Genomic DNA, 20,823 nt, shown 5'->3' on the forward strand with positions numbered 1-20,823 from the left:
CTAAACACTGAGGACGCGCCGCGAGGTCTCCCCATGTTCTCGTTCAATCCGCTCGATCCCGCGGTTCGCCGCGATCCCTTCGCGTTGTATGCGCGCGCGCGGGATGAGGCGCCGGCGTTGTTTCATGCGGGGCTGCCGCTGCGCGTCGTCTCGATCTTTCGTTACGAGGACGTGCAGGCGACGCTGCGCGACGACGCGCGCTTCTCGAATGCGCCGAACCAAGTGCTGCGCGCGGCGATCGCGCCGGAGCTGCAGGAGGTGATTCCGCCGTCGATGCTCGTGACGGACGGCGAGGAGCACACGCGCCTGCGCGGGCTCGTGAACAAAGCGTTCACGCCGCGCATCGTCTCGCGCCTCGAATCGCGCATGCACGCGCTCGCGGGAGAGCTGGTGGAAGCGGCGGTCGCGCAGGGGGAGAGCGACCTCGTGCAGTCGCTCACGTATCCGCTGCCCGTCACCGTGATCGCCGAGATCATCGGCATCCCCGCGCAAGACCGAGCGCAGTTCAAGACGTGGTCGGATCGCGCGGTGGCGAGCCTCGGCGTCGCGTTCCTCGGCGGCTTCGACGCGGAGCGCGTGAAGGCGCAGATCGCGCTGCGCCAGGAGATGCGCGAGTACCTGATTCCGCTCGCCGAGGAGCGCAAGCGCGCGCCGCGCGAGGACCTGATGACTGGCCTCGTGCAGGCGGAGGTGGATGGCTCGCGCCTCTCGCACGACGAGATGCTGCAGATGCTGATCCTGCTGCTCGTCGCGGGGAACGAGACCACCACGACGCTGATCCAGAACATCGTGCTGGAGCTGCTCGCGCATCCCGCTTGGATGGAGCGCGTGCGCGCCGATCGCGCGCTCGTGCCCGGCGTGATCGAAGAGACGCTGCGGCACTCGTCGCCCGTGCAGTTCGTGCCGCGCCGCTCGCTCGTGAGCACGACGCTCCACGGCGTTGCGATCGAGCCGAATGACTTCGTGCTGTGCTGGATCGGCTCGGCGAATCGCGACCCGCGCGTGTTCGAGAATTCCGAGACGTTCGACCCGGCGCGCGAGAAGAGCCCGCACATCGCCTTCGGCTGCGGGTCGCCTTTGTTGCGGAACGTCCCCGGCCTGTGTTCGCGGTTCCCCGAGCTAACGCCCCACCACCCGCACCGGCTCCCTGCCATCCCAGCCGCGCGCGGCCTCGCGCACCATCGCGTAGAACGGGGCGAGCTTCTCGCGCTCGTACAGCTCGGTCATGTGCCCGAGCGCAGCGCTGGTGTCGACCATCGCGAAGCCGGTGCCGTTCGCGGTCTCGGCCTCGAGCGCGATCGCGAGCCCGCGCGCGCGCTGCTCGGCGAGCGCAGCCGCGAGATCGTCGACGAAGCACGCGACGTGGTGCAGGCCGCGCTCGTGCGGCGCGAACAAGTCGCGCAGCGCCGAGGGCGCGTCGTTGTGCTGCGTGATCAGCTCGATCATCACGTCGCCCGCCTGGCCGTAGGCGGAGCTGTGATCGAACACCGCCGGCGCGCCGCGATACAGGCAGCGCGCGAGCGGGATGTGCTCGATCAGGAAGAACGGCCCCCAGCCGCGCGCCGCCGCGAGCTCGCGCGCCGCCGCCGCGGGATCGGGCACGTGATACGCGAGCTGCACGGGCAAGAGCTGCATGGCGGCCTCCACGCGCGAGAGTGCGGCAGCGCGCCGCCGCGGGCGAGCCGCGCGATGCGGGTCGAAGACAGGGAGGAGGGAACGGGGACGTTCCGCAAGTAAGTAAAGAAACTCAGCTTTACTTTCTTGCGGAACGTCCCCGGTCTGTGGGCCTCGGTCGTCGCGTTACGGTGCCGGCCCTCACCTCGGAGTCCGCGCATGTACGAGCACCTCCTCTCCCCCACGCGCATCGGGACGCTCGCGCTGAAGAACCGCATCGCGATGGCGCCGATGGGCGTCGAGCTGGTCGAGGCCGACGGCGCGGTTCGCGCGCCGACCATCGCCTACTACGAGGCGCGCGCGCGCGGCGGCGCGGGGCTGCTGATCACGGAGAACACGAGCGCGGCCTATCCGCGCGGCGCTAACAGCGCGCACGAGATCGCGGTCTCGCACGACCAGTATCTGCCCGGCCTAACAGCTCTCGCCGACGCGGTGCACAGGCACGGCGCGAAGCTCGCGATCCAGCTCGCCTTCCACGGCAAGATCGCGCGGCTCGATGTCGCGCAGGGACGCCCGATGATCGTGCCGAGCGAGCCGCGCTTTCACATGGACCTGCGCGGCCTCGGCGAGCTCACCCAACAAGAGCTCGGTTGGATGATGTCCGCGAACACGGGCACCGGCGGCAAGTACCAAGCGGCGACGAAGGCGGACATCGCGCAGATCACCCACGACTTCGCGGACGCCGCGCTGCGCGCGAGACGCGCGGGCATCGACGCGGTCGAGCTGCACGCCTCGCACGGCTACCTCTTCTCGAGCTTCCTCTCGGCGGGCTGGAACTTCCGCGACGACGAGTACGGCGGCTCGATCGAGAATCGCGCGCGCCTGTTGTGCGAGGTGATCCGCGCGTGCAAGCAGCGCGCGGGCGCGGACTTCCCGATCTGGGCGCGGCTCGATGCGCACGAGTACGGCGAGCCCGGCGGCATCACGCTGCCGGACGCCGTGCGCGCCGCGCAGCTCGCGGCGCTTGCCGGCGCCGACGCGATTCACGTGAGCGCCTACGCCGCGAACAACCTCGGCACGCACTTCCTCGACGCCCCGTTGCCGCACGCCGAGAACGCGTACGTCGACTTCGCGAGCGCGGTGAAGGCCGCCGTGCGCGTGCCGGTGATCGCGGTGGGCCGCATCGAGCCCGAGACCGCGAACCGACTGATCCGCGACGGCAAGGCAGACCTCGTCTCGTTCGGGCGCAAGTTGCTGGCGGATCCCGACATGCCTAACAAGCTTGCCGCCGGCAAGCGCGAGTCCGTGCGGCCGTGCGTCTACTGCTACACGTGCGTCGCGCAGGCCTTCTTCGACAAGCCCGTGCGCTGCGCGGTGAACCCCGAAGCGGGCAGTGAGAGCGAGCGCAGCGCGGCCGTAACAACTCCCGCGGCGCAGAGGAAGCGCGTGCTCGTGGTGGGCGCAGGGCCCGCGGGCATGGAGGCCGCGCGCGTCGCAGCGCTGCGCGGGCACGACGTGACGCTCGTGGAGAAGAGCGAGCAGCTCGGCGGTACGCTGCGCTTCGCGGCGCTGCCGTACGAGCCGAACGAGCGGCTGCTCCGGTACTACGAAGAGACGATTCGCAGCGCGCCGCTCACGCTGCGCCTCGGCGTCGAGGCAACGCCCGCGCTCGTGCGCGAGCTGCGTCCCGACGTCGTGATCGCCGCGGTCGGCGCGCGCCGCGAGCGCGCCGCGATCCCTGGCGCCGACCAAGAGCACGTCTTCGACGGTGACGACCTGCGCGCGCTACTCACGGGCGAAGACGCGCGCGAGGCGAGCGGCAAGCTCTCGCTGTTCGGCCGCCTCGCCGCGACCGCGGGACGCCTGACCGGCATCAGCGCCGATCCCGCGAAGCTGCGCGAGGCCTCGCGCGCCTACATGCCCGTGGGCCAACGCGTCGTGGTGATCGGGGGCGGCCTGGTCGGTGCGGAGCTCGCGGAGTTCCTGTGCGAGCGGGGGCGCGAGGTGACGGTGCTCGAGGAGGGCCCGACGCTCGCGAAGGAGATGGCGCACCCGCGCCGCTGGCGCGCGCTCCACGACCTGAGCGAGCACGGCGTCCGCCTCGTCGCGAACGCGCGCATCCTCGAGATCGCCGAGCAGAGCGTGTTCTTCGAGCGCCCCGGCAAGCAGGGCGCGCCGCCGGTGCGCGACGCCGCGCCGGCCGACACCGTGATCCTCGCAAGCGGCCTCGAGGCGAATCCCGAGCCCGCACAGTTGTTACGGGAAGCGGGCGTGCCGGTGATCGAGATCGGAGACGCGACGGGCGTCGGATACATCGAAGGCGCGGTGCATGACGGGTGGAAGGCGGGAAGTGAGGTCTGAGCCTCCCGCGGCCACTCGCTTTTGCTGTGAGATCGCTAACAGCGTGAGAGCTCACCGCCGGCGAAAACTCGCCCGTGCCAACAGGAGGTCGATGTGGCGCGGCTCAGCGACAACTTCACGCTCGAAGAGATGGTCCTCTCGCAGGCGGCAACGAGGGGGAACCTCGCCAACAGACCGGGGCCACGCGAGATCGAGAACCTGAGACTGCTCTGCGAGAAGATCCTCCAAAGAATACGCGACGACGTGGGTCCCATCGTGGTCTCCTCCGGTTACCGATCTGCCGCCGTCAACGCGGCGGTGGGCGGCAGTCCGACGAGCCAGCACGTCGAAGGCAAAGCCGCAGACATCACGTACCCGCGAGTCGGAACGAAGGCGCTCTTCAAGCGCATCATCGAGCTAGGTCTGCCGTTCGACCAGCTGATCTTCGAAGGAACCTGTGTGCACGTGTCGTTCGACGAGGCTCGGACGCGCGGACAGATCATGAGGGCGACCTTCGCCAACGGAAGGGCCACGTACACGAGGCTGTCGAAGCGCGACGCGCTCGCACTCTGATTCGTGCCAGCGCCGAGCGTCGCTAGCGCAGAGCCCGTTGAAACAGCGCCAACATCCTCTCCCACGCTCTCTCCGCCTGTGCCTCGTCGTACACCGGTGAATCCGGCGGGCACCAGCCGTGCGCGGCGGGGTAGACCTCGATCTCGGCGGCGAGGCCGGCCTTCGCGAAGGCGTCGCGCAGCGCGTTCTTCGCCTCGGGCTCGCGTGCGTCGTCGTTCTCGGCCACGGCGAACAGGTATTGCGCCTTCATCTGCGGCACGAGCAGATGCGGGCTGTCGGGCGCGGCCGTAACAAGTCCGCCGCCGTGGAAGGAGGCGGCAGCGCCGATGCGCGCCGGCAGCGCGGCGGCGGTGCGCATCGTGATCGGGCCGCCCATGCAGTAGCCGGTGGTGCCGAGCTTGCGCGTCTTGTCGACGGCGGGCTGCGCGTCGAGCCACGCGACGAACGCCTTCGCGTCGGTGACGTGTGTCGTCGCGTTGAGCGAACGCGCGAGCGGCATCACGAGATCGCGCGTGGCTTGATCGGCGAAGCTCGCGCCCGCGGGCGCGATCGGCGCGCGCTTCATGCGATAGAACGGATTGACCACGAGCACCGCGTAGCCGGATTCCGCGAGGCGGCGCCCCATCTGCCGAAACGCGGGGCGCAGGCCGAGGATGTCGGGCCATACGAGCACGCCGGCGTGCGCGCCGCTCGCGGGGTGTACGAAGAATGCGTCGGCGGCGCCGTCGGGCGTCGTGATCAGGGCGTCGTGCTCGGTCAGCTCGGCGGCGTTCGCGGCGCGCGGCAATAACAACGAAAGGCCAGCGGTCGCCGAGAGCACGCCGAGCTGCCGGCGCGTCAGCGCGGCGCGCTCGGCGTAGTGCGCGAGGTCGTGCTCGAAGTGGTCTTGGTCGCACATGTCTTCCCCCGGTTTGGGTTCAGCCGACTCGCTTCGCCAGCCACTCGTAGATGCGCTGGTTCGCGGCGCGCGCCATCGCGATGGGGAACATCGTGAAGCCGTGTACGCACTCGGGGTAGATCGCGAGCTCGCTCTCGTTGCCCGCGGCGCGCCAGCGCGCGTGCATGAAGAGCGAGTCGTCGTAGAGGTAGTCGCTCGTACCGACGGTGAAGAGCGCGGGCGGGAGGCCTGATAAGTCCGCGTAGAGCGGCGAGATGTCGGGGTGCTTGCGGTCGTCGCCGAAGATCTTCGGCAGGTAGAGATCGCGGAAACTCTGCACGCCGCCGCGCCGCTGCGAGGGCGTGCCCGAGACGTCGTAGACGCCGAACACGAGGTTCGCGGCGCAGAAGCGCGACGCACTTTGGTGTCGCTCACGCAGGCGCACGAGCGTGGTCGCGGCGAGGTTCGCGCCGGCGGAGCCGCCGCCGATCGCGAGGCGCTGCGTGCCGAACTCGCGCTGCGCGTTCGCGAGTAGCCACAGCGCGACGGCTTCGCAGTCGTCGGGGCCGGCGGGGTACGCGTGCTCCGGCGCAAGACGGTAGTCGACGCTCACGATCGCGCAGCGCGCGCGCTTCGCGATCTCGGCGTTGTCGCGATCGTCCATCTCGGGCGCGCCCATGAAGAAGCCGCCGCCGTGCACGTCGTAATAGACCGCGCGCACGTCCGGCGGGACGAACGTGCGCAGGCGAAGCGGGCCGCGCGGGCCGGGGATTTCGCGCGTCTCGAAGCCGGGGATCGCCGCGCTCGCGAAGATGCCGCCCATGATCTGCGTGAGGTCGCGCGCGCGCGCGATCGCCGCGGGCGTCCAGCGCACGCGCGCGTCTTCGCGCGGCAGCTTCGCGTTGAACGCGCGCACCTCGGCGAGGTGCGCGTCGAGGGCGGGGTCGTAGAGCGGCTCAGGCAGCATGCGCTGCTCCGCTCGTTCCGGGCTGCGCGCGCTTCCACAGCGCGAGCACGATCGCGAGCGAGCCGAGCTCGAGCGCGAGCGCCATCACGGTGTATTGGCTGAACGCGCTGCCGATCGTGGCAGCGCCGAGCCGTGCGACGCCGAGCCCAGCGCTCGCAACGCCGAGCATCACGAGCGCGTACGGCGCGACCGCGGGGCGCAGCGCGCCCGCGAGTGCGAGCAGACCGACGGCGGCCTGCAGCCCGCCGTACATCGCGCGCAGCTCGGCGACGCCGGTGGGGCTGGTCGCGGCGACGTTGGCGGCCTCGGTGAGCGCGGCGGGGTCGATCAGCAAGAAGAGCGCGTACGGGGTCCACAGCAGCGCGGTGAAGGCGAGAAAGATGCGGACGGCGAGCATGGGGTCTCCTCTCAGCGAGCATCCAGCCGCACGAACGCGATGTTCGGGCGCTCGCTCGGCGCCATCGCGTGCCACTCGGCCCAGCGCGGATACTTCTGCGCGAACGCGGCGAACACGCGCGTACGCTCGGCCTCGTCCGTAACAAGTGAGGCGCGCAGCGGGTAAAGCTTGCCCGCGATGCGGATGCGCACGTTCGGGTCGCGCACGATGTTGCGGTTCCAGAGCCGCGCGTCGGGAAAGCCTCCGCCTTCGAGGTAGACCGAGGGCACGTACAGCGCGCCGCCATCTGGCGACGCGCAAACCACGGTGACCGAGTGCGCGAGCAGCCAGGGTGCGCGCGTCTCGAGCTCGACGAGATCGTCACTCGCGGAGAACGACCAATCGCTCACGCGCTCGCTCACGTCTTCGCCCGCGAGTCTCATGCCGGGTCGCCCTTCTGCCGTCGGCGCGACCGCGCCCGCCAGATAAGCCGCGGCGAAGGCGCCCACGAGCGCGCCGAGAGCGGCCACGAGAATTCTGCGGGCCCGCATCGCGCTTCTCCTTCGCGCCGCACGATACTCGCGCGCTGCGAGGAGGCGGGATGACGGAAGCCGAGCTGCGCGCGCTGGCCGACCGGCGCGAGATCGAGGAGTTGCTGCACCGCTACGCCTGGATGGTGGACCGCCGCGAGTGGGCGCTGATGGACCTCGTGTTCGCGCCCGGCGCGACGATCGATTACGAGAGCACGGGCGTGATCAAGGGCGAGTACCGCGCGACGCTCGCCTGGCTCGATCGCGCGCTCGCGCCGTGGCCGATCAACCTGCACTTCATCTCGAACGTGCAGCTCGACTTGTCAGGGAACGAGGGCCGCTCGCACTGTTACTTCCAGGCGCCGATGGGCCGCGCGCGCGCGGACGGCACGCAAGAGGTGATCACGAACGCGGGCTACTACGAGGACCGCCTCGTGCGCACGCCGCGCGGCTGGCGCATCGCCGAGCGCGTGTGCCGGCAGACGGTGCAGATCGGGAGCCTACCGCCCGGCTACGCGATCCCGCGATGAGCGCGCCCGCAGCTCCCGCGCGCGGCGTCTCGTTCGCGACGCGCTTCGCGTACGGCTTCGGCGCGATCGCGTTCGGCGTGAAGGACAACGGCTTCAAGTACTTGCTCCTCTTCTACTACGACCAGGTGCTCGGCTTGCCCGTCTTGATGACGGGCCTCGCGATCATGCTCGCGTTCATCGTCGACTCGGTGTGGGATCCCACGGTCGGCTACTTCTCCGATCACCTGCGCTCGCGCTGGGGCCGGCGCCATCCGCTGATGTACGCCGCCGCGCTGCCGGTCGCCGCCTCGTACTTCTTGTTATGGAACCCACCCGCCGGGCTCAGCGACTGGGGCCTGTTCGCGTGGCTCGTCGGCGTGTCGATCGGCGTGCGCGCGATGATCACGCTGTACGAGACGCCGTCGACCGCGCTCACCGCCGAGCTCACCGACGACTACGACGAGCGCACGAAACTGCTCTCGCTCCGATACTTCTTCGGCTGGTGGGGCGGCCTCACCGTCGCGGTGCTCGCGTATCAGGTGCTGCTGCCCTCCGGCGGCGGCCAGCTCGCGGCGCCCGGCTATCGCACCTACGGCGTCGTCGGCTCGCTGATCATGCTCGCCGCGATCCTCGCCTCCGCGCTCGGCACGCACCGCGAGATTCCGCGCCTGCGCCAGCCGCCCGCGCGCCCCGGCGCCGCGAACATTGCCCTCGCGCTGCGCGAAGTGCGCGAGTCGTTGATGAGCCCGTCGTTCGTGCCGTTGCTCTTCGGCGCCGTGTTCTACTCGATGGCGGCTGGCCTCTCCGCCGCGCTCTCGATCTACCTGATGACTTACTTCTGGGAGCTGAGCTCCGAGCAGATCGGCCTGCTCAACCTCCCGTACTACTTCTCCGCCGCCGCAGCGCTCGTGATCGCGCCGCGCCTCTCGCAGCGCTTCGGCAAGAAGCGCGCCGCAATCGGCGCCTCGGTCGCGATGATCGCCGTCGCGCCGCTCACGATCCTGCTGCGCTTCGCGGGCCTCTTCCCCGAGAACGGCACGAGCGCGCTCTTCTACACGCTGATGGTGATCTTCACGGTCGAGGTGATCGTCGCGATCTGCTCGGCCGCGCTCGTCTCGGCGATGGTCGCCGACGTCGTCGAAGAGAGTGAGCTCGCGACGGGCCGCCGCAGCGAGGGCGTGTTCTTCGCCGCGCGGAGCTTCATCGACAAGTCGGTGTCGGGGCTCGGGATCATGCTCTCGGCGCTGCTGATCAGCTGGATCGGGCGGCCGGGCGAGGGCGACCCCGTGCAGCGCGCCGAGATGATTTCGCAGCTCGGCGCGGGCTACGCGGTGGCGGCGGTGGTGCTCTACTCGATCGCGATCGCGTGCTACGCGCGCTACCGCATCGACCGGGCGGGACATGTGGAGAACCTCGAGCGGCTCGCGCGGAAGAACGTCGCGAGCGCCTAACAAGGAGTCGCCATGAAGCAGCTCACCAGCCGAGTCGCCGTCATCACCGGAGGCGCGAGCGGCATCGGCAAAGGCATGGCCGAGGCGTTCGCGGCGAACGGGATGAAGCTCGTGATCGCCGACATCGAGGAGGGCGCGCTCGCGCCCGCGGTGGCGGCGCTGAAGGCGGGCGGCGCCGACGCGATCGGCGTGCGCTGCGACGTGACGAACCCGAAGTCGGTCGACGAGCTCGCGCAGCGCGCGCTCACGCAGTACGGCGCGGTGCACGTCGTGTGCAACAACGCGGGCGTCGCGGGCGCCGCGAACATGGGCGCGCTCTGGGAGCTGCCGCTCGCGGACTGGGAGTGGGTGTTAGGCGTGAACACCTGGGGCGTCGTGCATGGCATGCGCGCGTTCATGCCGATCCTCGCGCAACAGCCCGAGGCGCACGTGGTGAACACGGCGTCGCTCGCGGGCACGATGGTGAGCGGCGGCATCTACGGCGTTTCGAAGCACGCCTGCGTCGCGATCAGCGAGGCGCTCTACCGCGAGTGCCAGCTGCGCGCGCCGCACGTGGGCGTGTCGGTGCTGTGCCCCGGCTGGGTGAACACGCGCATCCTCGAGTCCGAGCGCAATCGCCCCGAGACGCCGCGGCCCGCGCCGAGCGCGCCGCCGTCGAGCGAGTTCGGCGCCGCGCGCGAAGCGGTCGCCGCGCTGCTGAAGAACGGGCTCGATCCGCGCAAGGTGGGCGACATCGTCGCGGACGGGATTCAGAGCGGGCGCTTCTACATCTACACGCACCCGCACTGGAACTACATGATGAAGGCGAGGTTTGATGCCGTGCTGAGCGGCGCTCCGCCGCCGGTCGTGGCGCCGCCTGCGGGCGAGGGGGTGGAGGTGGGCGGCTCCGCTCCGAGGGATTAGGCAGAGCGGGGCTCGCGTTCTTCCTTGTTTACTTCGCGTTCGGCTCCGCGGACTCCGCCGAACGCTGCGCGCTTCGCTTGCGGCCTCGGCCGACGCGCTCGGCTGGAGCGTTCGACTTCGAGGATGTTCTGGCGCTGCCTCGGCGCGTAAGCCATTGCGGGGATGCGGGGCAGTGCCACTCGTCGCGGGGCGTGGTTGCTATTGGCCGAGCCGCCACGGCTCGCGCCCCGTCGTTCTTTGGTAGAGCGCCACCAGCGCGAGAGATATGAGGGAGCCGGTGTTGGCGAGGCTCATGTCCTTCTGCGCGTCCCACTCGTCGCCTTGGGTGCCGAGGTAGGCGGTGCCGAGCTCGGGGGAGACGAGCCGCGCGGTCCAGCCTTCGACGATCTCGTAGCCGCCCGAGAGCGCGAGGATCGCGAGCCACGGGACCGCGAACGCCCAGCCTCCGCGAATGTGAGTGACGCGCCGCGCGATCTCGTAAGTGGGGTAGACGAGCAGCGCGCCGAAGCTGAAGTGCACGACGCGGTCGTAGTGGTTGCGCTCGAGTGCGAGCGCTTGCTTCAGCCAGTCGCCGAACACGGACTCGGCGTAGGTGTAGTGCGCCCCGTAGGTGTGCATCGACAGGAACAGAGTGATTAGGGCGTAGGACAGGTTCGAGAACACGAACCGGCGGTGCGTCGCGATCAGCGTCGCGATGAACGCGAACGCGAGCAGCATCTCGAGCCACCAGTCGCGCGGGTACTTGGGCGCGATCGCGCTCCACACGAACACGCCCGCGTAGGCGAGCGCGAGCGCCTGCAGGAAGCGGTTGCGCGCGAAGGGGCGGCCGACGCGCGGGTCGACGTGCTCGCTCGCGCTCACGCCCTACTTCCGGCGCGCGGCCTTCTTCTTCGCGGCGCGCTTCGGCTTGGGCTTCGCGGGCGCGGCCTTGCGCAGCGCCGCGGTCACGCGCACCTCGGCGAGGCCGCCAGGGAACGCCAGCTCGCTGATGCCGATGGCCGTCCACGCAGGGAACGGCTCGGGCACGTAGCGGTCTTTCACCGCCATGAACGCGCCGAGCGTCGAGCGCATGTCGACGTGGAACGTGGTCATCTCGACGACGTCGGAGAGGTCGAGCTTCGCCTCCGCGAGCACCGCCTTCACGGCCTCGAACGCGAGCGTGAATTGCTCGGTGTGGTCCGCCGGCGCGCGCCCATCGGGGCCGATGCCGATCTGGCCGGAGCAATGCAGGAACCCGTTCGCTCGCACGGCGGGCGCGAAGTGAAAGCGGTCGTACATGCCATGCATCGAGGCGGGAATCACGAGGTCGGACTTCTTCACGGCGTTCTCCTTGCCATGCGCGCGACTCTACCTCCGACCTCGCCGCCGAGAATCGTCCTCTTTTGGGTTCATGCCTTTCGGGACGATTCTCGTTCGTGCCGCGGGGTACGATCGCGGCCATGCGCACACTCCCGATCCCGCACTACGGCACCACGCTGATCGAGTCGCCGCCGCCGCCCGGCGTGGCGCAGGCGGACGTGCCCCTCACCGGCATGCTCGCGCGCACGGATCGCTTCCTGCGCCTCGCGGGCTTCGAGCTTGCGAGGCGCAACCTCTATCCGGGCGCTGGCCGCCAGTACATCTATCGCCGCGGCGTGCACACCGACGCGGACTACATGGAGAAGGACAGCTTCACCTCGTACACCGCCGAGCCGCCGCCGATCATCGGCGCGCCGCGCGTGGGCGAGACGATCTTCCGCTTCCCACATCGCGACCCGCGCGCGCTCTGGCGCACTTGGCGCGGCGAAGGGCTCGTCTCGCCGCTGCTCGGGCCGACCGCCGAGGCCTCGTTCCTCGCAGGCGACGCGCCGGGCCTGCTGTTCCGCGGCCCCGATGCGCAGCGCTACGAGCTGACGGCTTCCGCGCCGAGCGTCGCGGAGAACTTCGCGGTGTTCGCGTGGACCGATCCCGCGCAGCTTGCGGCCACCATCGACGCGTACGCGAAGGAGTTCGCGATCGAGCCCGCGGGCGGCGCGGAGAGTCATTACGGGATCGCGACGCTGCATCGCCTCGTGCGCCGCGAGCCCGGCGTCACGATCGGGCTGCTCACGCCGCTCCCCGGCGCGCGCATCGCGCCCCGCTGGCGCGACGACATCTTCGGCGAGGCGGGCTACTCGCACTTCCGCCTCGGCGCGCCCGACAAGGAGCGCGTCGCGGCCAACAACAAGCAGGCATTCCCGCCGACGGGAGACGTCTCGTACGTGATGTTCCGCGAGGCGTACCTCGAGCTGGTCCAGAACTGACATGGCGGACCTCCTCGAAGTCATGCGCACGACTTTCGCCGCGCGCGAGTTCACGGACGCCGCGGTGCCCGACGACGCGATCGCGCGCTGGGTCGACGACGCGCGCTTTGCGCCGAGCGGCGGCAACCGCCAGGGCTGGCGCGTGATCGTCGTGCGCGAGCCGGGGGCGAAGCGCGCGATCGCCGAGCTCGGTGGGCCCACGATCCGGCGCTACGCAGCGCAAGTAGCGGCGGGCGAGGCGCCCTGGAACACGGTGAATCCGACGCGCCTCACGCCGGCGCAGATCGAGGCGCAGCCGGTGCCCGCGCGGTTGCTGGACGCGATCGCGAAGGCGCCCGTCGTGCTGGTGGTGTGCGTCGATCTCGCCGTGGTCGCCTCGTTCGACTCGCAGCTCTCGCGCGTCGGCGTGATCAGCGGCGCCTCGATCTATCCCTTCGTCTGGAACCTCCTGCTCGCCGCGAACGCCGACGGCTTCGGCGGCACGCTCACCACGTTCGCGGTGGGCGCGGAGCCCGAGCTGCAGAAGCTGCTCGGCATTCCGCAGCACGTCGCGGTCGCGGCGGTGCTGCCGATGGGCGTGCCGGTGAAGCGGCTCACGCAGCTGAAGCGCAAGCCCGCGAGCGAGCTCGCGACGCGCGAGCGCTTCGACGGCGCGCCGCTCGCGCCCGCGCTCGATGCCGAGGCGCGCGCGGCGCTCGCGCACGATCGCGTGTGCGACATCACGACGCGCGGGCGCAAGAGCGGCGCTGCGCGGCGCACCGAGATCTGGTTCTGGCGCGTCGCCGGGCGGCTCTACCTAACAGGTGCGCCGGGCCGCGCGCGGCAGTGGCACGCGAACCTCGCGGCGAACCCGCACTTCACGCTCCACCTGAAGGAGACGGCGCAGCGCGATCTCCCCGCCCACGCGCGGGTGATCACGGGCGCCGCGGAGCGCCGCCGCGTGCTCGCGAAGATCCTCGAGCTGATCGACGGCAGCGCGCCGGATGCGTGGGTGCCGAGCGTGCCCGAAGCCGGGCGCCCCGCGATGCGCGCCAACCTCGCGCGCATCGCCGCGAACCGCGCCGCCGAGCTGCCGCGCTGGGAGGTGGAGAGCCCGCTCGTCGAGATTCGGCTGTAGCCGGCGCCGGCCAATTGGGGTCTGGCACGGAGTGGCGCCATTCCGTGCCAGGCCCCGATTGGCCGGCGCGGAGTCGGCAACTGCGGTGCAACTCGTCAGATCTCGGTGCTACGCGCGAAACGTTCGCGCCACTCACGCGTTGAGTGCTCCTGAGCCGGAGGCCCCATGCTGAATCCCGACGACGTCGCCCATCTCTGCAGACGCACGGGCTTCGGCGCGACGGCGCAGGAGGTCGCGTTCCTCGCGGCGGAGTACGCCTCGCTTCCTGCGCTCGTGGATGCGCTGCTCGCGGATTCTCGCCTCGCAGCGGCGCCCGTGTACGCGTCGCCGCCGCCCGCGATGTCGCCGCCCGCGTGCGCGAGTGTCGAGCCGTACTTCGAGACGCTCGCGATGGGGCGCTGGGTGCTCGACCGCATGAAGGACGCGCGCTTCGTCCGCTCGTTCGTGACGACGAACGGAGTGCGCAAGAAGAAGAAGCGCAAGAAGCTGCTCAGGCAGCGTGCGGCGGAAGAGGCTTCGCGCGCGAGCTGGCCGCATCCGCTGCGCGAGAAGATGGTGCTGTTCTGGCACGGCCTGCTCGTGTCGTCGCTCGACAAGGACTTGGTCTACTGCCACCACTCGACGCTGCGCGCGCAGAACTTGTTGTTCCGCGAAAAGGGGCTCGGTGACTTCGGCGCGCTGCTCGAGGCGACCAGCGTCGACCCCGCGATGCTCTACTACCTCGACAACTGGATCAGCACGAAGGACAACCCGAACGAGAACTACGCGCGCGAGCTGCTCGAGCTGTTCAGCCTCGGCGTCGGCAGCTACTCGCACGCGGACGTGGTGGCCGCCGCGCAGGCGGGCACGGGCTACACGATCAATCCCGCCACCGGCGTCGATCACGTCTTCTACTCGCCCGCGCACGATTACGGCGACAAGACCTTCGACGCGCGTACGGGCAACTGGGACCTCGTCGGGCGCGCGGGCGGCGCGAGCTCGCTCGATCTCGTCGAGCACCTCGTCACCGCGAACGGCAAGGGGCAGGTCGCCGCGCGCACGCTCGCGAAGCTGCTCTGGCAACACTTCGCGCACTTCACGCCGGCCCAAAGCGTCGTCGACCAGATCGCGAGCGCCGCACTCGCGAGCGGGCGCGTGAACGTCACGGCGGCGCTGCGCGCGATCTTCACGCACGCCGAGTTCTATGGCCCTGCAGCGCGCACGGGCAAGCTGAAGAACCCGGTCGAGTTCGTAGTGACGTTGCTAGGGGCGCTGAACCTCGCCGCGCCCTACGACGCCGAGCAGCGCCTCGACGTGGTGCAGTACCTGATGAGCGACATGGGCATCCAGCTCTTCCATCAGCCGAACGTGTTCGGCTGGTGGCGGCGGCCCGAGACGCGCTGGATCTCGCTGCCCGCGTTTCAGTCGAAGCAGCTCGCGGCCGGCTACCTCGCGCTCGTGGCGGTGCAGAACGCGGCGCACCCGCTGCTCGCGTGGGTGCGCGGCGCGCCCGACTCCGGCGCGGCCGCGATGTTCAGCGCGCTCGGCGCGCCGCAGCCGGCGGGCTCGCCCGTGCTCGCGCGCGCGGTGCGGCTGCTGACCGATCTGCGCGCGGCGGGTGCGGACGACGCGACGACCGCGATCCGCGCGTTCCAGTTCGTGGCTTCGACGCCGCAAGTGCAGACCAACTAGGGAGCGTGCGATGAACCCGTTTACCCACGACGTGACGCGCCGCCGCTTCCTCCAAGCGCTCGGCGCGGGCGGCGCTGCGGGCGCGCTCGCGAGCGTCCTGCCCGACGAGCTGATGGCCCTCGCGCGCCCGCTGCCGCTCGGCGAGCCGATCCTCGTCTCGCTCTTCCTCGGCGGCGGGCTCGACGGCGCGCACATGCTGGTGCCGAGCGGCGCGAACGACTACGGCCACTACGTCGGCCAGCGCGGCGCGCTCGCGGTCGACCTCGCCGCGACCCTGCCCCTCACCGCGGACGCGAGCCTCAACGCGGTGATGCCGCGTCTGCACGCCCGCGCGCAGCGCGGCGAAGTCGCCTTCGTGCGCGGCGTCGACTTGTTGGGGTCGAGCGGCTTCGATCCGCTCAGCCACTTCGACAAGACCGACTACGTGATGTCGGGCCGCAGCACGCCGGGCGGACCGTCGGGCATCTGGGCGCGCTGGGCGGACACGCAGCCCGACAACCCGCTGCTGCTCTCGACGGTGTCGTTCGGGCTGCCGCGCATGTTCTCGGGCGGCGCGAAGCCGCAGGCCACGAGCCTGCCGGCGGCGCTGAACTTCGCGCTCGGCGCCGGCAGCACGCGCGACGAGACGCTGCTCGCCGCCGCGCTCGAGGATCTCGCGAGTGACTACTCGGCGACGTCGAGCGCGCTCGACGCGCGCCTCGCGCACAGCGCGAAGTTCTCGATCGAGACGACGCGCGAGCTCGCGGGCATCTACCCCGCGGCGGTGCCGAACGAGAGTGCGCTCACGCGCAGCCTGCGCGTCATCGCGGCGCTGATCAACGCGAACCTCACCGGCACGCGCGTCTACGGCACGGTGCACGGCGGCTACGACTCGCACGAGAACCAGCGCTACGACCTCGAGCAGAAGCTGCTGCCCGACCTCGACGCGTCGCTCGAGGCGTTCTTCGCGGCGCTCGCGGATCCGTCGCCGGTGGTGGTGATGGTGTGGACCGAGTTCGGTCGCCGGCCGCAGGCGAACACGTCGGGCACCGACCACGGCACCTGCAACAACGTGATCGTGCTCGGGCCGCGCGTCGCTGGCGGCGTGGTCGGCGCGCAGCCCTCGTTCGATTCGGCGCAGCTCGACGCGAACGGCAACCTGCGCGGCGCGATCGCGTTCGAGCAGATCTACGCCGAGCTGATCGACCGGCACCTCGGCGGCGACTCGCGCGCAATCCTCGGCGCGCCCTACGCCCCGCTCCACATTCTGCGCTGAACCGACCGCGCAGCGTCCCGCCACACTTCGTTTCCGGCGGCAGCGCGCGCCCGGCGCCCCCCAAACGCGAGTCCGAGGGACTTCGAGTCACCGCAAAGTCCCGATTGAGTTCGGGAAATCGCGGGCGTAGGGTGCGCGCCACAACGGCGGGCTGCTGTACCAGAGCACGGGCTCGCATGGAGGAATCGTATGTCGTTGGCGTTTGCGCGGGCTCTTCGGCAGCTCGCAGTGGTGGCGACTTCGCTCGCGCTCGGCGTGGCGGTCGCGCAGTCGAAGGTGAACGAGACGGACGCGCCCAAGCGCGGCAACAACCTGTACATCGTGCGCCTCGCACACGCGCCGGTCGTGGCGTACACGGGCGGCGTCGCGGGCCTCAAGGCGACCAAGCCCGGCCTGAACAAGAAGATCGACCCGAACAGCAGTGCGGTGATCGATTACTCGAACTACTTGCGCGGCAAGCACGACGCCGCGATCGCGGGCGCAGGCGGCGGCCGCAAGGTCTACAGCTACGTCAACGTGTTCAACGGCTTCGCGGCGGAGCTGAGCGACTCGGCGGTTGCGGCGCTGCGCGCGAACCCCGATGTGCTGCGCGTCGAGAAGGACCAGATCCAGCAGCTCGACACGTTCTCGACGCCGCAGTTCCTCGGTATCCCTGGCGGTATCTGGCAACAGCTCGGCGGGCCGGAGCGCGCGGGTGAGGACGTGATCGTGGGCGTGATCGACTCGGGCGTGTGGCCCGAGAATCCGAGCTTCTCGGATCGCGACATCACCAACCCGCACGACAACCGCGTCGTGTACCGCCAGATCCCGGGCTGGAACGGCAAGTGCGAGCCGGGCGAGGCGTTCGCTGCGTCGCACTGAGGCCACAAGCTGATCGGCGCGCGCTACTACGCCGAAGGCTTCGGCGGCGTCGCGGGCGTGAAGCGCGACTACCCGTACGAGTTCGCCTCGGCGCGCGATACCGATGGCCACGGCACGCACACCTCGAGCACCGCGGCCGGCAACTACGATGTCGACGGCGTCGCATTCGGCACGTCGTACGGGCGCATCAGCGGCATGGCGCCGCGGGCACGCATCGCGGTGTACAAGGCGTGCTGGGCGCGTCCGCCCGAAGGCGGCTGCTCGGGCGTCGACCTCGTCGCGGCGATCGATCAAGCGGTGGCCGACGGCGTCGACGTGATCAACTACTCGATCAGCGGCACCGGCACGAACTACCTCGACGCGGTCGAGGTGGCGTTCCTGTTCGCCGCCGACGCAGGCGTGTTCGTGGCAGCGTCCTCGGGCAATTCGGGCCCCAGCCCGAGCACGACGAACCACCCGAGCCCTTGGCTCACCACGGTGGCGGCGAGCACGCACGATCGCGGCACCGCAGGCACCGTCACGCTAGGCGACGGCTCGGTGCACACCGGCATGACGATCGGCGTGGGCGCTGGACCGGCGCCGCTCGTGTTCTCGTCGAGCGTCGGCCTCGCCGGCGCGAACGCGACGGAAGTTCGCCTCTGCTACCCGGGCCGCCTCGACCCCGCGCTCGTCGCGGGCAAGATCGTGCTGTGCGACCGCGGCGTGATCGCGCGCGTGGACAAGAGTCTCGCGGTGCAGCTCGCCGGCGGCGTCGGCATGGTGCTCGCGAACACGAGCGCCAACTCGCTGAACGCCGACCTGCACGTGATTCCTACCGTGCACATCGACCACGTCTCGGGCGCCGTGGTGCGCGCGTACGCGCAGACTCTGGGCGCAACGGCGAAGCTCTCGGCGCTGATCCCCGGCGTCGCGGTGGCGCCCGTCGTGGCGGCGTTCTCGTCGCGCGGCCCGTCGCGCGCGTCGAGCGACATCCTGAAGCCCGACGTCACGGCGCCCGGCGTCGACATCTTCGCGTCGTACTCGCCGGCTCCGCGCGGCGCGAATCACGACTTCCTGTCGGGCACCTCGATGTCGAGCCCGCACATCGCGGGCATCGCGGCGCTGATCAAGCACGCGAATCCGACGTGGACGCCGATGATGATCAAGTCGGCGATCATGACGACGGCGTCGCAGCTGATGAACAACGGCGCGGCGATCCCGGGCAATCCGTTCGGGTTCGGCGCCGGTCACGTCGCACCCAGCAGCGCTGCGGATCCGGGCCTCGTCTACAACACGACCTTCAACGACTGGCTCGCGTTCTTGTGCGGCACGGGTCAGCTGCAGGCCAGCTACTGCCCGCTCATCAAGATCGACCCGAGCGACCTCAATCTCGCGTCGATCACGGTGGGCGAGCTCGCGGGCTCGCAGACGGTGAAGCGCACGGTGCGCAACGTCGGCGCTGCCGGCACCTACACCGCGAACGTGCAGGCGCCGGCTGGCGTGAACGTGACGGTCACGCCGTCCTCGCTCACGCTCGCGAAGGGTCAGAGTGCGACTTATCAGGTGAGGTTCAGCTCGACGACGGCTGCCGTGCTGAACAGCTACGCGTTCGGCGCTCTCACCTGGACGGACGGCACGCACAACGTGCGCAGCCCGCTCACGGTGCGCCCGGTGCCGCTCTCGGCTCCGGCAGCGGCGAGCTCGAACGGCGGCGCGATCAGCATCCCCATCGTGTTCGGCTACGACGGCGTGTTCGGCGCCTCGGCGCGCGGCCTCGTGGCGGCGAACACCACGCCGGGCAATGTGGTCGATGATCCGGCCAACGACATCGACACCGCACTGGCCACGGGGGTCGGCATCACGGTGCATCCCGTCGTGATTCCGGCCGGGACCACGCTCGCGCGCATCTCGCTGTTCGACGCGAACACGGACGGGGCCGACGACCTCGACCTCTATGTGTTCAACGCAGCGGGCACGACGCTGCTCGGCTCGAGCGGCTCCGGCACGTCGGCGGAAGAGGTGAACCTGGTGAACCCCGCCGCGCAGACCGTGCTCGTGGTCGTGCACGGCTGGCAGACCGACGGCCCCGACGCGAACTACACGCTCTTCAACTGGAACCTCGACGAGAGTCTTCGCGAGGGGTGCCTCCTGGCGAAGCTGCGGCGCAGGCTCTTCGGAGCCTGCGCCGCCCGTATTTTGGGCGCGCCCGTCTTGAGCCGGCGCAGGCGTCGGAGATACGCTCCGCGGCTTCCCGAATCCCGAAGGAGACTCGCGTGGCCGATCTCGAAACCTTCCGCGCCGAAGCGCGCGCCTGGCTCGAAGCCAACTGTCCGCCGGAGATGCGCCAGCCGCTGAAGCCCGGCGAGTCGCTCGTGTGGGGCGGGCGGCGCGAGAAGTTCGCCGCGCCGGGCTCGAAGCTCTGGCTCGAGCGCATGGTCGCGAAGGGCTGGACGGTGCCGACTTGGCCGAAGGAGTACGGCGGCGCGGGGCTGTCGAAGGCGGAGGCGCGCGTGCTGCAGCAGGAGATGCGCGCGCTCGGCTGCCGGCCCGCGCTCACCTCGTTCGGCATGACCATGCTGGCGCCCGTCGTGATGGAGTACGGCACGCCGGAGCAGAAGGCGAAGTTCCTGCCGCCGATCGCGCGCGGCGAGATTCGCTGGTGCCAGGGCTACTCCGAGCCGGGTTCGGGCTCGGACCTCGCGAGCCTGCAGTGTGCGGCGGTGCGCGACGGCGACGACTACGTCGTGAACGGCCAGAAGATCTGGACCAGCGATGCGCACCACAGCGACTGGATCTTCTGCCTCGTGCGCACGAACAAGAACGGCCCCAAGCACGACGGCATCAGCTTCCTGCTGTTCGACATGGACCAGCCCGGCGTGAAGGTGAGCCCGATCATCCTGATCAGCGGCGCCTCGGACTTCTGCCAAACGTTCTTCGACAACGTGCGCGTGCCCGTCTCCCACCGCATCGGCCAGGAGAATGCGGGCTGGACGATCGCGAAGCGCCTGCTGCAGCACGAGCGCGAGATGCTCTCGGAAGGCGGCGGGAGCTATCAGGCGCGCAAGAAGCGCACGCTCGCCGAGTGGGCGCGCGAGTCGATCGGCGCCGGCCCCGGCGTGCTGCCCGACGCAGACCTGCGCGATCGCATCGTGCGCGTGGAGATGGAGCAGCTCGCGTACAGCGCGTCGCTGCGCCGCAGCATGGAGTCCGCGAAAGCGGGCAAGGGCCCCGGCCCCGAGACGTCGATGTTCAAGATGGTCGTCTCGGAGATGAGCAAGCGCCGCGCGGACCTGCGGGTGCGCATCGCCGGCGTGCAAGGCCTCGGCTGGGAGGGCGAGGGCTTCGACGAGAGCGACCTCGAAGCCACGCGCATCTGGCTCGCGTCGAAGGCCGAGTCGATCGCGGGAGGCACGAGCGAGATCCAGCGGAACATCATCGCCAAGCGCGTCCTGGGCCTACCGGGCGACTGACGCGCACTGGGGACGCACGTGCACCAAAAAGGGCACCTGGGACGTACG

The 20,823-nt window shown here is 70.3% G+C and carries 19 protein-coding genes; 12 read left to right on the forward strand and 7 right to left on the reverse strand.

The features are described from left to right. Positions 1–1,119: 1,119 nt before the first annotated feature. Complete coding sequence (locus tag FJ091_18615) at positions 1,120–1,635, reverse strand: VOC family protein (protein ID MBM4385371.1); 516 nt, start codon at positions 1,633–1,635, stop codon at positions 1,120–1,122. 198 nt (positions 1,636–1,833) lie between these two features. On the opposite strand from FJ091_18615, the gene FJ091_18620 reads away from it, so the two are divergent. Both FJ091_18620 and FJ091_18625 read left to right on the forward strand, forming a co-directional pair. Then, positions 1,834–3,975 carry an FAD-dependent oxidoreductase gene (locus tag FJ091_18620; protein ID MBM4385372.1) on the forward strand — a complete coding sequence of 714 codons (2,142 nt, stop codon included), beginning with the start codon at positions 1,834–1,836 and terminating at the stop codon, positions 3,973–3,975. 93 nt (positions 3,976–4,068) lie between these two features. Continuing rightward, positions 4,069–4,527, forward strand: a complete 459-nt coding sequence (locus tag FJ091_18625) for a peptidase M15 (protein ID MBM4385373.1) — start codon at positions 4,069–4,071, stop codon at positions 4,525–4,527. A gap of 22 nt (positions 4,528–4,549) precedes the next feature. Here FJ091_18625 and FJ091_18630 read toward each other — a convergent pair whose 3' ends face one another. The 4 genes from FJ091_18630 to FJ091_18645 are packed head-to-tail and all read right to left on the reverse strand — an operon-like array spanning position 4,550 to position 7,298. Then, positions 4,550–5,425: a dienelactone hydrolase family protein gene (locus FJ091_18630; protein MBM4385374.1), complete on the reverse strand. Its 876-nt coding sequence runs from the start codon at positions 5,423–5,425 to the stop codon at positions 4,550–4,552. A 19-nt stretch (positions 5,426–5,444) separates the two neighbouring features. Beyond that, positions 5,445–6,371 (reverse strand): alpha/beta hydrolase, encoded by a 927-nt coding sequence (locus FJ091_18635; protein ID MBM4385375.1) that lies wholly within the window; start codon positions 6,369–6,371, stop codon positions 5,445–5,447. After that, on the reverse strand, positions 6,361–6,768 hold the full coding sequence (locus tag FJ091_18640) for a DUF4345 family protein (protein ID MBM4385376.1): 408 nt from the start codon (positions 6,766–6,768) through the stop codon (positions 6,361–6,363). The genes FJ091_18635 and FJ091_18640 overlap by 11 nt, the downstream gene beginning before the upstream one ends. A gap of 11 nt (positions 6,769–6,779) precedes the next feature. Beyond that, positions 6,780–7,298 carry a nitroreductase family deazaflavin-dependent oxidoreductase gene (locus FJ091_18645; protein ID MBM4385377.1) on the reverse strand — a complete coding sequence of 173 codons (519 nt, stop codon included), beginning with the start codon at positions 7,296–7,298 and terminating at the stop codon, positions 6,780–6,782. A 50-nt stretch (positions 7,299–7,348) separates the two neighbouring features. On the opposite strand from FJ091_18645, the gene FJ091_18650 reads away from it, so the two are divergent. Genes FJ091_18650 through FJ091_18660 form a run of 3 tightly spaced genes read left to right on the forward strand, consistent with a single transcriptional unit; the run spans position 7,349 to position 10,140 of the window. Then, a complete protein-coding gene (locus FJ091_18650; GenBank protein MBM4385378.1) occupies positions 7,349–7,807 on the forward strand; it encodes a nuclear transport factor 2 family protein in 459 nt (152 codons plus the stop codon). Then, a complete protein-coding gene (locus FJ091_18655; protein MBM4385379.1) occupies positions 7,804–9,237 on the forward strand; it encodes an MFS transporter in 1,434 nt (477 codons plus the stop codon). The genes FJ091_18650 and FJ091_18655 overlap by 4 nt, the downstream gene beginning before the upstream one ends. Before the next feature lie 12 nt (positions 9,238–9,249). Beyond that, the gene (locus FJ091_18660; GenBank protein MBM4385380.1) at positions 9,250–10,140 is read left to right on the forward strand and encodes an SDR family NAD(P)-dependent oxidoreductase; all 891 of its coding nucleotides are present in this window, start codon (positions 9,250–9,252) and stop codon (positions 10,138–10,140) included. A 198-nt stretch (positions 10,141–10,338) separates the two neighbouring features. Here FJ091_18660 and FJ091_18665 read toward each other — a convergent pair whose 3' ends face one another. Together FJ091_18665 and FJ091_18670 are read right to left on the reverse strand one after the other, a co-directional pair. Beyond that, positions 10,339–11,001 (reverse strand): DUF2238 domain-containing protein, encoded by a 663-nt coding sequence (locus FJ091_18665; protein ID MBM4385381.1) that lies wholly within the window; start codon positions 10,999–11,001, stop codon positions 10,339–10,341. 3 nt (positions 11,002–11,004) lie between these two features. Then, positions 11,005–11,427, reverse strand: coding sequence for a RidA family protein (locus FJ091_18670; GenBank protein ID MBM4385382.1), 423 nt, complete (start codon positions 11,425–11,427; stop codon positions 11,005–11,007). Positions 11,428–11,579: 152 nt separating this feature from the next. Here FJ091_18670 and FJ091_18675 point away from each other — a divergent pair, with 152 nt between their 5' ends. The 7 genes from FJ091_18675 (at position 11,580) to FJ091_18705 (ending at position 20,775) form a co-directional block, all read left to right on the forward strand. After that, positions 11,580–12,422 carry a hypothetical protein gene (locus FJ091_18675; protein MBM4385383.1) on the forward strand — a complete coding sequence of 281 codons (843 nt, stop codon included), beginning with the start codon at positions 11,580–11,582 and terminating at the stop codon, positions 12,420–12,422. 1 nt (position 12,423) lies between these two features. After that, positions 12,424–13,539 carry a nitroreductase family deazaflavin-dependent oxidoreductase gene (locus FJ091_18680; protein ID MBM4385384.1) on the forward strand — a complete coding sequence of 372 codons (1,116 nt, stop codon included), beginning with the start codon at positions 12,424–12,426 and terminating at the stop codon, positions 13,537–13,539. 165 nt (positions 13,540–13,704) lie between these two features. Further along, complete coding sequence (locus FJ091_18685; GenBank protein MBM4385385.1) at positions 13,705–15,210, forward strand: DUF1800 family protein; 1,506 nt, start codon at positions 13,705–13,707, stop codon at positions 15,208–15,210. Between the two features lie 10 nt (positions 15,211–15,220). Next, the gene (locus FJ091_18690) at positions 15,221–16,465 is read left to right on the forward strand and encodes a DUF1501 domain-containing protein (protein MBM4385386.1); all 1,245 of its coding nucleotides are present in this window, start codon (positions 15,221–15,223) and stop codon (positions 16,463–16,465) included. 231 nt (positions 16,466–16,696) lie between these two features. Beyond that, positions 16,697–17,326, forward strand: a complete 630-nt coding sequence (locus tag FJ091_18695; GenBank protein MBM4385387.1) for a protease inhibitor I9 family protein — start codon at positions 16,697–16,699, stop codon at positions 17,324–17,326. Between the two features lie 57 nt (positions 17,327–17,383). After that, the gene (locus FJ091_18700) at positions 17,384–19,660 is read left to right on the forward strand and encodes a S8 family serine peptidase (GenBank protein ID MBM4385388.1); all 2,277 of its coding nucleotides are present in this window, start codon (positions 17,384–17,386) and stop codon (positions 19,658–19,660) included. After that, positions 19,579–20,775 carry an acyl-CoA dehydrogenase family protein gene (locus FJ091_18705; GenBank protein ID MBM4385389.1) on the forward strand — a complete coding sequence of 399 codons (1,197 nt, stop codon included), beginning with the start codon at positions 19,579–19,581 and terminating at the stop codon, positions 20,773–20,775. Before FJ091_18700 ends, FJ091_18705 begins: the two co-directional genes overlap by 82 nt. The last annotated feature ends 48 nt before the right edge of the window (positions 20,776–20,823 follow it).

It is taken from the genome of Deltaproteobacteria bacterium, assembly GCA_016875395.1.
Lineage (GTDB): Bacteria > Myxococcota_A > UBA9160 > UBA9160 > UBA6930 > VGRF01.

What these genes read in the sequence shown, in the direction of transcription:
- FJ091_18615 (MBM4385371.1), bottom strand. Translation starts at nt 1,635, where the DNA reads ATGCAGCTCTTGCCCGTGCAGCTCGCGTATCACGTGCCCGATCCCGCG.
- FJ091_18620 (MBM4385372.1), top strand. Translation starts at nt 1,834, where the DNA reads ATGTACGAGCACCTCCTCTCCCCCACGCGCATCGGGACGCTCGCGCTG.
- FJ091_18630 (MBM4385374.1), bottom strand. Translation starts at nt 5,425, where the DNA reads ATGTGCGACCAAGACCACTTCGAGCACGACCTCGCGCACTACGCCGAG.
- FJ091_18635 (MBM4385375.1), bottom strand. Translation starts at nt 6,371, where the DNA reads ATGCTGCCTGAGCCGCTCTACGACCCCGCCCTCGACGCGCACCTCGCC.
- FJ091_18640 (MBM4385376.1), bottom strand. Translation starts at nt 6,768, where the DNA reads ATGCTCGCCGTCCGCATCTTTCTCGCCTTCACCGCGCTGCTGTGGACC.
- FJ091_18645 (MBM4385377.1), bottom strand. Translation starts at nt 7,298, where the DNA reads ATGCGGGCCCGCAGAATTCTCGTGGCCGCTCTCGGCGCGCTCGTGGGC.
- FJ091_18650 (MBM4385378.1), top strand. Translation starts at nt 7,349, where the DNA reads ATGACGGAAGCCGAGCTGCGCGCGCTGGCCGACCGGCGCGAGATCGAG.
- FJ091_18655 (MBM4385379.1), top strand. Translation starts at nt 7,804, where the DNA reads ATGAGCGCGCCCGCAGCTCCCGCGCGCGGCGTCTCGTTCGCGACGCGC.
- FJ091_18660 (MBM4385380.1), top strand. Translation starts at nt 9,250, where the DNA reads ATGAAGCAGCTCACCAGCCGAGTCGCCGTCATCACCGGAGGCGCGAGC.
- FJ091_18670 (MBM4385382.1), bottom strand. Translation starts at nt 11,427, where the DNA reads ATGCATGGCATGTACGACCGCTTTCACTTCGCGCCCGCCGTGCGAGCG.
- FJ091_18675 (MBM4385383.1), top strand. Translation starts at nt 11,580, where the DNA reads ATGCGCACACTCCCGATCCCGCACTACGGCACCACGCTGATCGAGTCG.
- FJ091_18680 (MBM4385384.1), top strand. Translation starts at nt 12,424, where the DNA reads ATGGCGGACCTCCTCGAAGTCATGCGCACGACTTTCGCCGCGCGCGAG.
- FJ091_18685 (MBM4385385.1), top strand. Translation starts at nt 13,705, where the DNA reads ATGCTGAATCCCGACGACGTCGCCCATCTCTGCAGACGCACGGGCTTC.
- FJ091_18690 (MBM4385386.1), top strand. Translation starts at nt 15,221, where the DNA reads ATGAACCCGTTTACCCACGACGTGACGCGCCGCCGCTTCCTCCAAGCG.